Source organism: Caballeronia sp. DA-9, assembly GCF_051615025.1.
In the GTDB taxonomy this organism is placed as follows: Bacteria; Pseudomonadota; Gammaproteobacteria; order Burkholderiales; family Burkholderiaceae; genus Caballeronia; species Caballeronia sordidicola.
Genome location: NZ_CP195133.1, coordinates 3,330,586 through 3,343,369 on the forward strand (window position 1 = coordinate 3,330,586; position 12,784 = coordinate 3,343,369).

At 59.2% G+C, this 12,784-nt stretch carries 11 protein-coding genes; 3 read left to right on the top strand and 8 right to left on the bottom strand.

Going from position 1 to position 12,784, the window contains the following annotated elements; translation table 11 throughout:
• Positions 1–9 precede the first annotated feature (9 nt).
• A complete protein-coding gene (lysA, locus tag ACRWA7_RS31505; protein ID WP_438394605.1) occupies positions 10–1,272 on the top strand; it encodes a diaminopimelate decarboxylase in 1,263 nt (420 codons plus the stop codon).
• A gap of 95 nt (positions 1,273–1,367) precedes the next feature.
• Here lysA and msrQ read toward each other — a convergent pair whose 3' ends face one another.
• The 5 genes from msrQ to ACRWA7_RS31530 form a co-directional block, all read right to left on the bottom strand.
• Complete coding sequence (msrQ, locus tag ACRWA7_RS31510) at positions 1,368–2,039, bottom strand: protein-methionine-sulfoxide reductase heme-binding subunit MsrQ (protein ID WP_438394607.1); 672 nt, start codon at positions 2,037–2,039, stop codon at positions 1,368–1,370.
• Between the two features lie 10 nt (positions 2,040–2,049).
• On the bottom strand, positions 2,050–3,039 hold the full coding sequence (gene msrP / locus ACRWA7_RS31515; RefSeq protein WP_438394609.1) for a protein-methionine-sulfoxide reductase catalytic subunit MsrP: 990 nt from the start codon (positions 3,037–3,039) through the stop codon (positions 2,050–2,052).
• Positions 3,040–3,210: 171 nt separating this feature from the next.
• A complete protein-coding gene (gene ccsB / locus ACRWA7_RS31520) occupies positions 3,211–4,413 on the bottom strand; it encodes a c-type cytochrome biogenesis protein CcsB (RefSeq protein ID WP_438394612.1) in 1,203 nt (400 codons plus the stop codon).
• Between the two features lie 4 nt (positions 4,414–4,417).
• Positions 4,418–6,643, bottom strand: coding sequence for a cytochrome c biogenesis protein ResB (locus ACRWA7_RS31525; protein WP_438394615.1), 2,226 nt, complete (start codon positions 6,641–6,643; stop codon positions 4,418–4,420).
• A 220-nt stretch (positions 6,644–6,863) separates the two neighbouring features.
• Entirely contained in the window at positions 6,864–7,550 is a 687-nt protein-coding gene (locus ACRWA7_RS31530) for a c-type cytochrome (RefSeq protein WP_438394618.1), read from the bottom strand.
• Between the two features lie 322 nt (positions 7,551–7,872).
• On the opposite strand from ACRWA7_RS31530, the gene yihA reads away from it, so the two are divergent.
• The gene (gene yihA / locus ACRWA7_RS31535) at positions 7,873–8,538 is read left to right on the top strand and encodes a ribosome biogenesis GTP-binding protein YihA/YsxC (protein ID WP_060858192.1); all 666 of its coding nucleotides are present in this window, start codon (positions 7,873–7,875) and stop codon (positions 8,536–8,538) included.
• Between the two features lie 297 nt (positions 8,539–8,835).
• Entirely contained in the window at positions 8,836–9,834 is a 999-nt protein-coding gene (hemB, locus tag ACRWA7_RS31540) for a porphobilinogen synthase (RefSeq protein ID WP_060858191.1), read from the top strand.
• A gap of 80 nt (positions 9,835–9,914) precedes the next feature.
• Here the strand turns inward: hemB and dsbD are convergent, their stop codons facing one another.
• The 3 genes from dsbD to rplQ form a co-directional block, all read right to left on the bottom strand.
• Positions 9,915–11,768, bottom strand: a complete 1,854-nt coding sequence (dsbD, locus tag ACRWA7_RS31545) for a protein-disulfide reductase DsbD (RefSeq protein WP_438394621.1) — start codon at positions 11,766–11,768, stop codon at positions 9,915–9,917.
• On the bottom strand, positions 11,761–12,093 hold the full coding sequence (cutA, locus tag ACRWA7_RS31550; protein ID WP_060858246.1) for a divalent-cation tolerance protein CutA: 333 nt from the start codon (positions 12,091–12,093) through the stop codon (positions 11,761–11,763). The genes dsbD and cutA overlap by 8 nt, the downstream gene beginning before the upstream one ends.
• Positions 12,094–12,256: 163 nt before the next feature.
• On the bottom strand, positions 12,257–12,652 hold the full coding sequence (gene rplQ, locus ACRWA7_RS31555) for a 50S ribosomal protein L17 (protein ID WP_060858190.1): 396 nt from the start codon (positions 12,650–12,652) through the stop codon (positions 12,257–12,259).
• Positions 12,653–12,784 lie beyond the last annotated feature (132 nt).

Sequence of the window (12,784 nt, forward strand, 5' to 3'; positions counted from 1 at the left end):
AGAAAACTCATGACTCAATCCGTGTTCTCGCGCGCCGACGGCGTGCTCCAAGTCGAAGGCGTTTCGGCGGCATCGCTGGCCGAGCAGTTCGGCACACCACTGTATGTTTATTCGCGCAGTGCGTTGACAGACGCGTATCAAGCTTACGCCAATGCCTGCAAAGGCCGGCGCGCGACCATTCACGTCGCGGTGAAAGCGAACAGCAATCTCGCCGTGTTGAACGTGTTTGCTCGATTGGGCGCGGGTTTCGACATCGTGTCGTCGGGGGAACTGGCACGCGTGCTGGCTGCAGGCGGCAAGCCGGAAAACACCGTGTTTTCGGGCGTGGGAAAGTCGGCGTCGGAGATGCGCGAGGCGCTCGACGCCGGCGTGAAGTGCTTCAACGTCGAATCGATCCCCGAATTGCACGCGCTCAACGAAGTCGCGAAGGCAGCCGGCAAAAAAGCGCCGGTTTCGCTGCGAGTGAATCCCGACGTCGACGCCAAGACGCATCCGTACATTTCCACGGGCCTGAAGTCGAACAAGTTCGGTGTCGCATTCAGCGACGCCCGCGCGACCTACGCGCAGGCCGCCGCCATGTCGAATCTGCATGTGATCGGCATCGACTGCCATATCGGTTCGCAGATCACGGAAGTGAGCCCGTATCTGGACGCCGTAGACAAGTTGCTTGAGCTTGTCGAGCAAATCGAAGCCGATGGCGCCACAATTCATCATGTCGATGTCGGCGGTGGTCTCGGCATCACGTACGACGACGAAACGCCGCCGCCTATCGGCGAATTCGTGCGCGCGGTGCTCGGGCACATCGAGCAGCGCGGACATGGTCATCGCGAAGTGTATTTCGAGCCGGGCCGCTCGCTGGTCGGGAATGCGGGATTGTTGCTCACCCGCGTGGAGTATCTGAAGCCGGGCGCGGAGAAGAACTTCGCAATCGTCGATGCCGCCATGAACGACCTCGCCCGTCCCGCGATGTATCAGGCTTTTCATCGCATTGAAGCGGTGGCAAAAAGCGGGGCGAAAGCGGCAGTCTACGACGTGGTCGGTCCCGTTTGCGAAAGCGGCGACTGGTTAGGGAAAGATCGCTCGCTTGCAATCGAGCAAGGCGATCTGCTCGCGATTTTCTCGGCCGGCGCGTATGGTTTCACGATGAGTTCGAACTACAACACGCGCCCGCGAGCCGCCGAAGTCATGGTCGATCACGAGCGTGCGCGACTCGTGCGCGAAAGGGAAGAAGTGAAGAACTTGTTTGCTGGCGAGTCGATCTTTCCGGATTGAATCGCCGGGGTCCAACCAGTCAAAAAACAAAGGGCGGCGCCATTCAAAGCGCCGCCCTTTTTGCTTCTCAAAGCATCGGCAGTGCATCTGCCATGTCAGGCAGCGCGGCCTTTCGCCATCATCGACCGCAGCCAGACAACCACGCGCCACGCCAGCAACACCACCACAATAGCGCCGTAGATCTTTGGCAAGATCAGGTCGTGCTTGCCCGCTTTCATCCACCAGAAATGCAGGATGGCGAGCGCGGCGATCGGATAAATCAGCTTATGCAGCGTCTGCCAGCGCCGGCCAAGTTTCCTGACCATGGCTTTCGGCGACGTGATCGCGAGCGGAATCAGCAGCACGAACGCCGCGAAGCCGACCATGATGAACGGCCGCTTGGCGATGTCCTTCAGGATTGCGAAGACATCGAACCATTTGTCGAACCAGATGTAGGTCGTGAAATGCAGCACGACGTAGAAGAACGCGAACAACCCGAGCATGCGCCGAAAGCGCAGCAGCGCGTTGAGTCCGGTCAACCGGCGAACCGGCGTCACGGCGAGCGTGATACACAGGAAAACGAGCGTCCAGAGACCTGTCGAGCGCGTGATGAACTCGATTGGATTCGCGCCCAGGCCGCCTGTGAATCCAAGCAGGACAATGCGCGCAAGCGGATATAAACCGCCCAGGAACACGGCTATCTTCGCCGGCCCGATCCAGTTGGTCTTTGCGGCTGGGGCGGCCACGCGTGCGGCCGGCCGGCGCTTTACATCGGAAGCCGAAGCCATCCGTTGCTCCTTAAAAGTTCGCCTTCAGATTCATGCCCTGATAAAGCGATGCAACCTGGTCGCCGTAACCGTTGAACATCAACGTCTTGCGCTTCGGCGTGAAAAATCCGTCTTCGCCAATGCGCCGCTCGGTTGCCTGGCTCCATCGCGGGTGATCTACGTTCGGATTCACGTTCGAGTAAAAGCCGTACTCGGCGGGCGCGTATTCGTTCCAGCTCGTCTTCGGTTCCTTTTCGACAAAGCGGATTTTCACCAGCGACTTCGCGCTCTTGAAACCGTACTTCCATGGCACGACGACCCGCACCGGCGCGCCATTCTGATTTGGCAGCACTTCGCCATATAAACCGACCGTCAGCAACGTCAGCGGATTCATGGCTTCGTCCATGCGCAACCCTTCCGAATATGGCCAGTCGAGAATTGGCGTGGACAAGCCCGGCATTTGCGACGGATCGGCGAGCGAGATGAATTGCACGTACTTGGCGTTGCCCGTGGGCTGCGCGCGCCTGACAATCTCGGCAAGCGGAATGCCAATCCACGGGATCACCATCGACCAGCCTTCCACGCAGCGCAGCCTGTAGATACGCTCTTCGAGGGGCGCGAGCTTCAGGATTTCATCGATGTCATACACCTTCGCGTTCTTGACCTCGCCTTCCACTGAAATCTTCCACGGCCGCGGACGCAGGGAATGCGCGTTCTGCGCCGGATCGCCCTTGTCCGTGCCGAATTCGTAGAAATTGTTGTAGCTTGTGATGTCCTTAAGCGGCGTGACCTTGTCCATGGCAACGAATTTCGTGTTCGTGGCTGCCGTGAGCCTCTGGCCCTTTGCATCGGGCGATGTCATTGTCGCGAACGCTTCGCCGCTGAGACCAGCTAATCCAGTGGCCGCGAGCGCACCTGCAGCTTTCAGCACGCGGCGACGATTCTCGAAAAACGCACGCGGCGTAATTTCGCTTCGGGGAATTTCGTCGCCGAAAAGCCGGCCTTTGTGTTTGATCAACATCTCGATGCTCCTAAACGCATGACGCCCAGCATGAGCGCGGCCGCCGTACTAGCTATATTCGTGACAAACACCAAAACGGTTTCACCTATTCCGCTCGATCAATAAAAAAACCGCCAGCAAAGTATGCATGGCGGCTTTTAAACGGTGCTTAAGCGCAATTAAAGGCAAATGTTACAGCTTGCCGTAGCTATGAAGCCCTGAAAGGAACATATTCACGCCGAGAAAAGCGAATGTGGTGACCAGCAGACCCGTCAGCGCCCACCAGGCGGCAACCGAGCCGCGCAAGCCCTTCATCAGCCGCATATGCAGCCACGCGGCGTAATTCAGCCAGACGATCAGCGCCCACGTTTCCTTCGGATCCCAGCTCCAGTAGCCGCCCCAGGCTTCAGCGGCCCACAATGCGCCCAGGATGGTCGCGATCGTAAAAAACGCGAAACCGACGGCAATCGACTTGTACATGACGTCGTCGAGCACCTCCAGCGACGGCAAGCGATCAGCCAGAATGCCGCGTTCCTTGACCAGATAAGCCACGCCGACCATTGCCGCCAGCGCAAAACTGCCATATCCGATGAAATTGGCCGGCACGTGGATCTTCATCCACCAGCTTTGCAGCGCGGGCACCAGCGGCTGGATTTGCTGCGCGTCGCGGGCAATCGAATACCACATCAGGAAACCAACGGCCGCGCTGATCACGAGCAGCACGAACGCGCCCATGGCGCGCGTGCTGTAGTGCTCTTCGTAATACAAATAGAACAGCGACGTAATCAGACAGAACAGCACGAACACTTCGTACAGGTTCGAAATGGGAATATGGCCCACGTCCGAGCCGATCAGATACGACTCGTACCAGCGCACCATCAGGCCGGTAAAGCCCATCAGCACCGAGACCCAGGTCATTTTCGAGCCGATCGCGCCGCCGGTCGCCGAGCGCGTGACCAGTCCGGTCCAGTAGAACACGGTGGCAATGACGAGCAGCGCACTCATCCACAAGATGGCCGACTGGCTGGACAGGAAATACTTGAGGAAGAAATTGGTATCGGCGCGAGCGAGATCTGAGTGATAAAGCTGCAACGACGACAACGACAGCAACGCAATGCACGCAATCAGCAGCCGCACCGGTTTCCAGCGCCATCCGAGCACCACGAACGTGGGCACGGCGGCGCAGAGCACCAGCTTGTCGTAGTAATTCATGTACGGGTAGTACCGATACAGCGCGAAACCCGCGCCGGCGACCATCGCGAGCGCGAATAGCCAATCGGTCAGACCGAGACGCTTGAGAAACGGCCGCTCGTCGAACAGGTCGGAATCGACAGGCACCTTGCCCGCGCGCTGTTGCGCCTGTTTTGACTGCGAAGAGGCTTGTGTGAGGTCCATGTTCTTACCGGGTTGAATCGTGCGAGCCGCTGGACTTGACGTCCGTAGGCGTTTCCGGCGATGACAATACCGCCGCCGGCTGCGATTTGACGCCAAGCGCCGCGCCTATTGCGTCACGCGTTTGCGCGAATTCCTTCTCGAAATCGAGTGTCCGCCGCGCGGTGGACATTGCCATCAATACGCTGGTGCCGCCCGTTGTCGAGTCTTTGAGCCAGAACCAGAGACGGCGTTCCCGTACGTAAAACATCGAGAAAATGCCGAGTACGAGCAGGAGGCTGCCAAGATACACCACTTTTTTACCCGGTGCGCGCGTCAACTGGAACACGGACGCCTGGATCTGCTTGAAGGAATCCAGTTGCAGGAAAACAGGCGCGCCATACAGAAAGCTGTCGGAAAGCGCATTGATCGATGACTGCACGAACTGCGTGTTTTTCGCATCCGCCTGCGCTTCGGGCATGCCATTTTGCGCGCGCGAAATTTGCCACAAGTCCCATGTCGCGCCTTCCAGCATGCGCAGCAACAAGCCCGCCGCCTTTTCCTGCTCGCCTTTGGGCACCGATTTATCGATGAAACCCGCGATCGCCTGGAATCCGCCGACCGTTGCGCCGGGCTGCGCCGCCGCGCCGCTTTCATCGGAGCCCGCGAACAGATTCAGCACGCGCAACGCGCTTTCTTCCAGATGCTTCTGCAAACCCGCGTTGGCTTCGGGCACGGAGCGCTGCGCGAAACGACGCGCGGCTTCCGCCCGCATGGCCGGCGTTTCCAACGCGGCGCGCAGGTTCATCCATTGTTTGATCGAGCTTTGTTCGTCGGCGGGAATGCGCAGGTAGCGGAACGGATCGTTCGGACTCAGGCGCATGCCGGCGAGGAACATCGGCTGGCCTTGAACGTCGACGGGCAGCATGTAGTTGTTGAACTCGCGCGCCTGGCCGTCGGTGCCGCGCACCTTGTATTGCACCGATGGCCCCACGTTGCGCAAGTCCGTTGGCCGCGATGTCTTCGCGCCGGAGCCGAGCCGTTCGTCGAATGCCTCGCGCAGCGTTTGCGTCTTGCCTACGCCGCGTGCGTCGATGGTGCCGTTGCCATCAGTAATGTTTTCGACGTTGATCGCGCGGAAATCGGTGAACTCGACGCTTTCGCCATTTCCGCCAATGATCTGCGGGCTCATTGGCGCCGTGCCACCAATCGCGCCTTCGAACGGCACCGTTTTCGTGCTGCCGCCGGACATGGGCCAGGCGGTCATGGAGAGTTTCGAGCCGCCGTCCTGAAAGCTCGATTGATAGATGGAAATGTTGTCGTAGGTGAACGGCTTGTTCACTTCGACGCGCGCCGGAATGCGCTTGCCGGTCGCATGATCGATCACCACGATATCGCTCGCGAACAGCTTCGGCATGCCCGTCGAGTAGTAGTCGACGATGAATTTATCGAGTTGGATCGAAAACGGCAGGTCTTGGATGAGCGAGCCGTCCTGCTGATTCAGGATCGCGGTCGCAACGTGCTGCCCTTCGGGCACCCAGGCGTAACCACGAAACGTAGGATTGGACGCCGACAACCGATGAGACACCGGAATGTCATTGATCACTTCGTTCGACGCAATCGGCGTCTTGTTGAAGAGCCACATCTGCAGCTTGATGGGCAGGTTGCTGTCGAGCAGACCACCAATACAGATCACCACGATCGCCAGATGCGCCGAGATATAACCGAGCTTGGTCAACGCGCCGCGCTTCGCCGCGATCAGCGTGGCGCCGCTTTCCGTCTCCAGCGTCCTGAACTTGTAGCCCATCTTGCCGGAAAGCCGTTGCAGCTTTGCGGCGGTCTCGGCGCGCGAATCCGGCACCGGCGGATACTCGCCCTTGTGATGGAACGCGCGCAGGCTTCCTTCGCGCACCCGATCCTTCCAGCTTTTCATGTCCGCGATCATCTTCGGGCCGTTGCGGATCACGCACAGCGACACCGATATCACCAGGAAGATCAGGATCAGCATGAACCACCACGCGCTGTACACGTTGTAGAGGCTCAGGCCGCGGAAAATATCGGCCCAGAACGGACCGAACTGATTGACGTAATTCGGGTAGGGATCTTCTTGCGTAAGCACGGTCCCGATAATGCTCGCTATCGCAAGAATCACGAGCAGCGCGATGGCAAAGCGCATCGAACTGATCGTTTCGATGGCATGACGTACGCTGCTACGGCTCGACTTCGACTGCAATCCCGACGTGGTGACGCTCATTCAAACTCCGGCTGAACAGCAAAAAAGGGTGGAGACGCACCGGCGCACGACCGGCGTCCCACCCTTTTTCTTATTTGCGCGCCGATCTCGTCGGACCGGCTTCGTGTTACTTGTTAATGCTGGGTTCGCACTATGCCAAACGGCTCGCCGATTGGCGGTGACGTACGTACGACGCTGCGCGCATCTTAATGCAGACTCGTGCCCGCTGCAGACTGCTGCTTCAATGCAAACCGGCGATGTAATCCGCGACCGCCTTCACTTCCGCTTCATTCAGGCGCAGCGCGATGGTGTGCATGGGCTCGCTGTTGTTGCGCGTGCCTTGCGCGAACGCGGTAAGCTGCGCCGCCGTGTAATCAGCCCACTGTCCCGACAACCGCGGATACTGCACGGGTACGCCCATACCCGTCGCACCATGACACGCGGCGCAAGCGGGAACGCCTCGATCCGTCACCCCGCCACGATAAATCTTCATTCCAAGCGGAACCGTGTTCTTGTCCCGCGCGTAACCAGGCTTCGCCTTCTGTGTCTCAAAATACGCAGCCACGTTGACCACGTCCTGATCGTTCAATGCGCTTGCAATTCCGGCCATGATCGCATTCTTGCGCGCCGGCTCTTTCGCGCCCGGCTGCGTCTTGTAATCCTTCAACTGCTTGACGATGTACTCGGCGTGCTGGCCAGCGAGCTTTGGAAATGCGCCACCGGCGCTGTTGCCATCTGCTCCGTGACACGCCGCGCAGACCTGGGTGGCAATCGCCTGGCCCCGCGCGACATCAGGTTTGGCCGGCGCCGCGGCGGCTGCGGGTTCCGCTGCGTTTGCCGCCTGCGCCGTGAGTGTCCAGCCTACCAACCCCGCTCCGAATGCTGCTGCTAATTCCAAGGCCATCAGAGTCTTGTACAGTCGGTTCATTCGCGTACCCTGTTATTCGTCTTGTGAGAATTGTGAGGTTCTGCAAAACGACGGTTACCGATGCACTGCAAGACACCCGACAGAGGACGCGATACGAGTTCGGCATGGGCTAAAAATTCACCCGCCGCGCGCCCCGAAATCTGCCTTTAAAACCTGTCTCACTCCTTATGCCGCTTGGGTCTTGCGTGCCCTGGCTGGTCTTCATACGACCGTCGTATTGTACAATAACTCGCTAAACGCAAAGACGCCAGTCGGGGCAAGCCCAGTATTCAGTGGCTCCTTACAGCTCGAGTTTCCACAGAATTTCACTTTCGGTCTTCCCATGTCGTCATTCCTGCTTCATCAGGCCCGTTTCTTTACGACGGTCAATCACTTACGCGATCTGCCTCCCACGCCGCAGCCGGAGATTGCGTTCGCGGGGCGCTCGAATGCCGGCAAGTCGACCGCCATCAACCTGCTGTGCAACCAGAAACGGCTCGCGTTCGCGAGCAAGACGCCGGGGCGCACCCAGCATATCAATTACTTCGCCATTGGACCGGCAGACCAGCCGAAGGCCCACGTGGTGGACTTGCCGGGCTATGGGTACGCCGAAGTGTCGGGCAACGCCAAGCTCCATTGGCAGGCATTGTTGTCCACCTATTTGCAGAGCCGGGCCCAACTGGTCGGCATGATCCTGATGATGGATTCGCGCCGGCCGCTCACCGAGCTCGACAAGATCATGCTCGAGTGGTTTGCGCCTACCGGCAAGCCTATTCATGCATTGCTGACGAAATGCGACAAATTGACGCGCCAGGAGAGCATCAACACACTGCGCGCGACCAAGAAAGCTTTCGATGAATACACGGCCGCGGGGTATCGCGGGGAACTGACCGTTCAGCTCTTTTCAGCGTTGAAGCGCGTTGGACTAGATGAAGCCCACGAGAAGATCGAAAGCTGGCTGATTCCCAAGGCGATTGAAGAAAGCGATCCGGCAGACGAGGCGCAGTGAGCCTCACAGTGAGCCTGGAACGGGTGCACATGTTCCCGGCATAAAAAAGCCCGCCGCATGACGGCGGGCCAAACAGCCTGATCGAATCCTTTACGAATCGCCACAGGCGCCCGCTCAGGGAGGAGAAGCGGGGAGTTCGGCGCCAGGCGCCTTGCTCGACCGGTATGATATACCATTGTCTCGAAATGGTTCTGAAGCCGCCTGGCTTGGGGTCTGCGACGCTTCGAGCCGTGCGCCGTATGATCTAGCCGCCGCTTCCCGACAACTTCGCGTTTCCAACATTCCCGAGCAAAACTCATGAGTTTCTATCCGCATCATCGTCCGCGCCGCATGCGCCGGGACGACTTTTCGCGCCGTCTGATGCGTGAAAACCTCTTGTCGACCAACGACCTGATCTATCCGGTGTTTATCGTCGAGGGAACGAATCTGCGTCAGGCTGTTCCGTCCATGCCCGGCGTCGAGCGAACTTCCGTCGACCTGCTGATGAAAGTCGCCGAGCAGTGCATGGAACTGGGCGTGCCGGTCATTTCGCTGTTTCCGGCTATCGAACCGTCGTTGAAAACACCGGACGGCCGTGAGGCGACAAATCCTGAAGGCCTGGTGCCGCGCGCCGTGCGCGAGCTGAAAAAGCATTTCCCCGAATTGGGCGTGCTGACCGATGTCGCGCTGGACCCTTACACCAGCCACGGGCAGGACGGCGTACTGGATGAACAGGGCTACGTCATCAACGACGAAACCAGCGAGATCCTCGTTGAACAGGCGCGTACCCAGGCTGAAGCCGGCGTGGATATCGTCGCGCCTTCGGACATGATGGACGGCCGGATCGGCGCAATTCGCGAAATGCTCGAAAGCGATGGCCACGTGCACACGCGGATCATGGCGTATGCTGCGAAGTTCGCGTCGGCGTTCTACGGTCCGTTTCGCGATGCCGTCGGCTCCGCTACGAACCTCGGCAAGAGCAACAAGATGACCTACCAGATGGACCCGGCCAACTCCGACGAAGCCCTGCGCGAAGTGCGCATGGACATTGAAGAAGGCGCGGACATGGTGATGGTCAAGCCGGGCATGCCTTATCTGGACATTGTGTATCGCGTGAAGGAAGAGTTCCGGTTTCCGACCTACGCGTACCAGGTCAGCGGCGAGTACGCAATGATCAAGGCCGCCGCGCAAAACGGCTGGCTCGATCACGACAAGACCATGATGGAATCATTGCTCGCATTCAAGCGTGCGGGCGCGGATGGCGTGCTCACCTACTTCGCTCTGGATGCAGCCCGGATTCTGCGGGCTTCGAAGTAGCGGCTATTTTGGTTTGAACGTTTGAACGCAAAAAGGCGACGCAAATGCGTCGCCTTTTTGCGTTCAGCGAGCGGAAGAGTCTAGGCGGTCGGTGAAGCGAGCTTGTCGAGGCTTCGCAAGAACTTGTCCGCCGACTCATAGCCTACGACGCGTGCGACCTCGTTACCTTGGGCATCGAAGAAGATGATGCCCGGCGGTCCGAAGAGCTTGAAACGCTTCAGCAAAGCTTGATCGTCGGCGTTGTTCGCAGTTACGTCGGCGCGCAGCAGGTTGAGTTGCGCCAAACGCGCACGCACTTGAGGATCGGTGAACGTCAGGTGCTCCATTTCCTTGCACGACACGCACCAGTCGGCGTAGAAATCGAGCATCGCCGGACGGCCTGCAGCCTTGAGTGCGAGATCCAGTTGCGCCGATGACTTGACCGGCGCGAAGGTCTCGCCGGGGGCTGAAGCCTGAGTTGCGGCTGGCGTCGCGCTGCCGGCACGTGCGGTGAAAACGGCAAGCGGCCGGAGCGGATCGGTTGACCCCGCGGCGAGGCCCACGAGCAGCGCCGCGCCCCAGATCGCAAGCAGCGCGCCGATTCCCCGGCCGAGGCGGCGCCAGATTGACCCACTCAATGCGCCCGATGAAAACAACCCAAGCGCCGCTGCCGCCATAAGCAACCACAATGCAGCCAGCGCCATCTGCACCACCGCGCCCAGCACCGGCCAGACGATCCACAACGCTGCCGCGAGCAAGATTACGCCGAAGGAAACCTTGACGCCGTCCATCCAGTTGCCTGCGCGTGGCAGCAATGTCCCGGCACCGAGCCCGATGATCAGAAGCGGAACGCCGAGTCCGACTCCCATCGAAAAGAGCGCAGCGCCGCCGAGCAGCGCGTTGCCCGTATGCGCAATGAACGCCAGCACGGCGAACAGTGGCGCGGTCATGCACGCACCGACCACGAGCGCCGACAGCGCGCCCATGACGATCACTGCAGCGACCTTCCCGCCCGAGCGCTTCTGCGACGCATTGTTGACGCTGTTTTGCCACCGCGCCGGCAATGCGATATCCACACCCGCGATCAGCGTAAGCGCGAAGACTGCGAGCAATACGCCGAAGGCGCCGAGCACCCACGGGTTTTGCAGCCACGCGCCCAGGCTTTGCCCGATCATTGCGGCGAGCACGCCGAGCGCCGTATACACAAGGGCCATGCCGAACACGTACGCAGCCGATAATCCGAACCCGCGCGACCGTGTAACCCGCGCGCCTTCGCCAATGATGATGGCCGAGAGAATCGAAATCATCGGATAGGAGCACGGCAGCAAACTCAATACGATACCCGCCACGAAGTACAACCCGACGATCGCGAAGAAACCTCCGCTTTCCAGCAGCGATTGTGCGTAGTCGGCGTTGGTCGCGCGATCGTACCAGGGGATATCGCCGGCGTTCTCAGCGGCCTGCGTGCCTGTAGCCGCCATTGCCGCTTGCAATGCGGCGCCCGTCACGTGATAAACGCGCTCGGCCGGCGGATAGCAGATGCCCTGATCGGCACATCCTTGCGACGTCACCGCAAGATCGAACGGACCCGAAGCCTGCTTCACCGGAATCCGGATCAGCAGTTCTCCGCGATACGTTTCCACGTCCTTGTTGAAGGTTTGATCGAAGTGCACCTTGCCAGCCGGCAACTTGGCTTCGCCGAGCGTCGCGCTACCGCTTTTGACAGCAAACGCAAAACGCTCCCGGTACATGTAGTAGCCTTCTGCGACCTTATACCGCACATCAATTTCGCCGGGCTTCTCGCTCGCGCTGAATTTGAACGCCACGGCCGGATCGAGGAAATCGTCGGCTGCGCGCGTGATCGAAATCGAACCGAACATCAGGACGAAGCACGACAGCAACATGAGTACTGCATCGAGCGGCCGGCGCGAGCAGAAAGCGAAGGACTTAAACATTAAGAGGACGTTGAGTTTCCGCGATGATCCACTGTCCGTAAGCCGCTGACGCATCGGCCTGCCACGAGACAATTTCAGGTGTTTCGTAAGGATGATTCGACTCGATGAAGCGGGCTAGTTCATCGCCTCGCCCAAGACTCGTCTTGAACAGAAGTTGAAGCTCGTCAGCCGCCTCGACTTTTCCCTTCCACCAATACCGCGACTTGACCAAGCCCAGCTCGGTCACGCAGGCTGCAAGCCGTGCGTCGATCACCTGCTGCGCCAGCGCCGATGCGGTGTCACTGTCGGGTAGCGTCGTGAGAACAAGGACGACGGGCGTATTCACGAAAAACTCCAAATCAATCGATATGGACGCAATCGTAGCATTCGGAGCCGACGCCTGACATTAGGCCAATCGGCCTATCAGTGTCGCGTGGCTTGGTCCGTCGCTGGACGTAAAAAAGGCCAAGCAAAGCTTGGCCTTTTTAGTCCGACACATGCTCCAAGGCTTATTCAGCTTCTTGCACGTCGTCAGCTTCAGCGAGTTCCGGACGGTCCATCAACATGACCAGCGCCATTGGCGCGTTGTCGCCTTGACGGAAGCCGAACTTCAGAATGCTGAGGTAGCCGCCCGGACGCGTTTCGTAACGCGGGCCGAGCACGTCGAACAGCTTCGCAACGGAATCACGATCGCGCAGGCGGTTGAACGCCAGACGACGATTTGCCAGCGACGGCTTCTTGCCGAGCGTGATCAGCGGCTCAACAACCTTACGGAGTTCTTTGGCTTTCGGCAGCGTTGTCTTGATGACTTCGTGCGCGATCAGCGAGTTCGACATATTACGGAGCATAGCCAGACGGTGGCTGCTCGTGCGGTTCAGTTTCCGCAAACCATGTTTATGGCGCATTTTGAATTTCCAGATTAATCGAGTTTAGATCCAGCTCTTCTATTACGTCTCTTGAGAAAACTCTTGAGCGCACGGGCCGGTCGTAGAAAAAGCAAGATGCGGATTCTAAAGGAAAATCCGCATCTTTGCCAG

Excerpts from the sequence above, each read along its gene's own strand:
- lysA (WP_438394605.1), top strand. The coding sequence starts at position 10 with ATGACTCAATCCGTGTTCTCGCGCGCCGACGGCGTGCTCCAAGTCGAA.
- msrQ (WP_438394607.1), bottom strand. The coding sequence starts at position 2,039 with ATGGCTTCGGCTTCCGATGTAAAGCGCCGGCCGGCCGCACGCGTGGCC.
- msrP (WP_438394609.1), bottom strand. The coding sequence starts at position 3,039 with ATGTTGATCAAACACAAAGGCCGGCTTTTCGGCGACGAAATTCCCCGA.
- ccsB (WP_438394612.1), bottom strand. The coding sequence starts at position 4,413 with ATGGACCTCACACAAGCCTCTTCGCAGTCAAAACAGGCGCAACAGCGC.
- ACRWA7_RS31525 (WP_438394615.1), bottom strand. The coding sequence starts at position 6,643 with ATGAGCGTCACCACGTCGGGATTGCAGTCGAAGTCGAGCCGTAGCAGC.
- ACRWA7_RS31530 (WP_438394618.1), bottom strand. The coding sequence starts at position 7,550 with ATGAACCGACTGTACAAGACTCTGATGGCCTTGGAATTAGCAGCAGCA.
- yihA (WP_060858192.1), top strand. The coding sequence starts at position 7,873 with ATGTCGTCATTCCTGCTTCATCAGGCCCGTTTCTTTACGACGGTCAAT.
- hemB (WP_060858191.1), top strand. The coding sequence starts at position 8,836 with ATGAGTTTCTATCCGCATCATCGTCCGCGCCGCATGCGCCGGGACGAC.
- dsbD (WP_438394621.1), bottom strand. The coding sequence starts at position 11,768 with ATGTTTAAGTCCTTCGCTTTCTGCTCGCGCCGGCCGCTCGATGCAGTA.
- rplQ (WP_060858190.1), bottom strand. The coding sequence starts at position 12,652 with ATGCGCCATAAACATGGTTTGCGGAAACTGAACCGCACGAGCAGCCAC.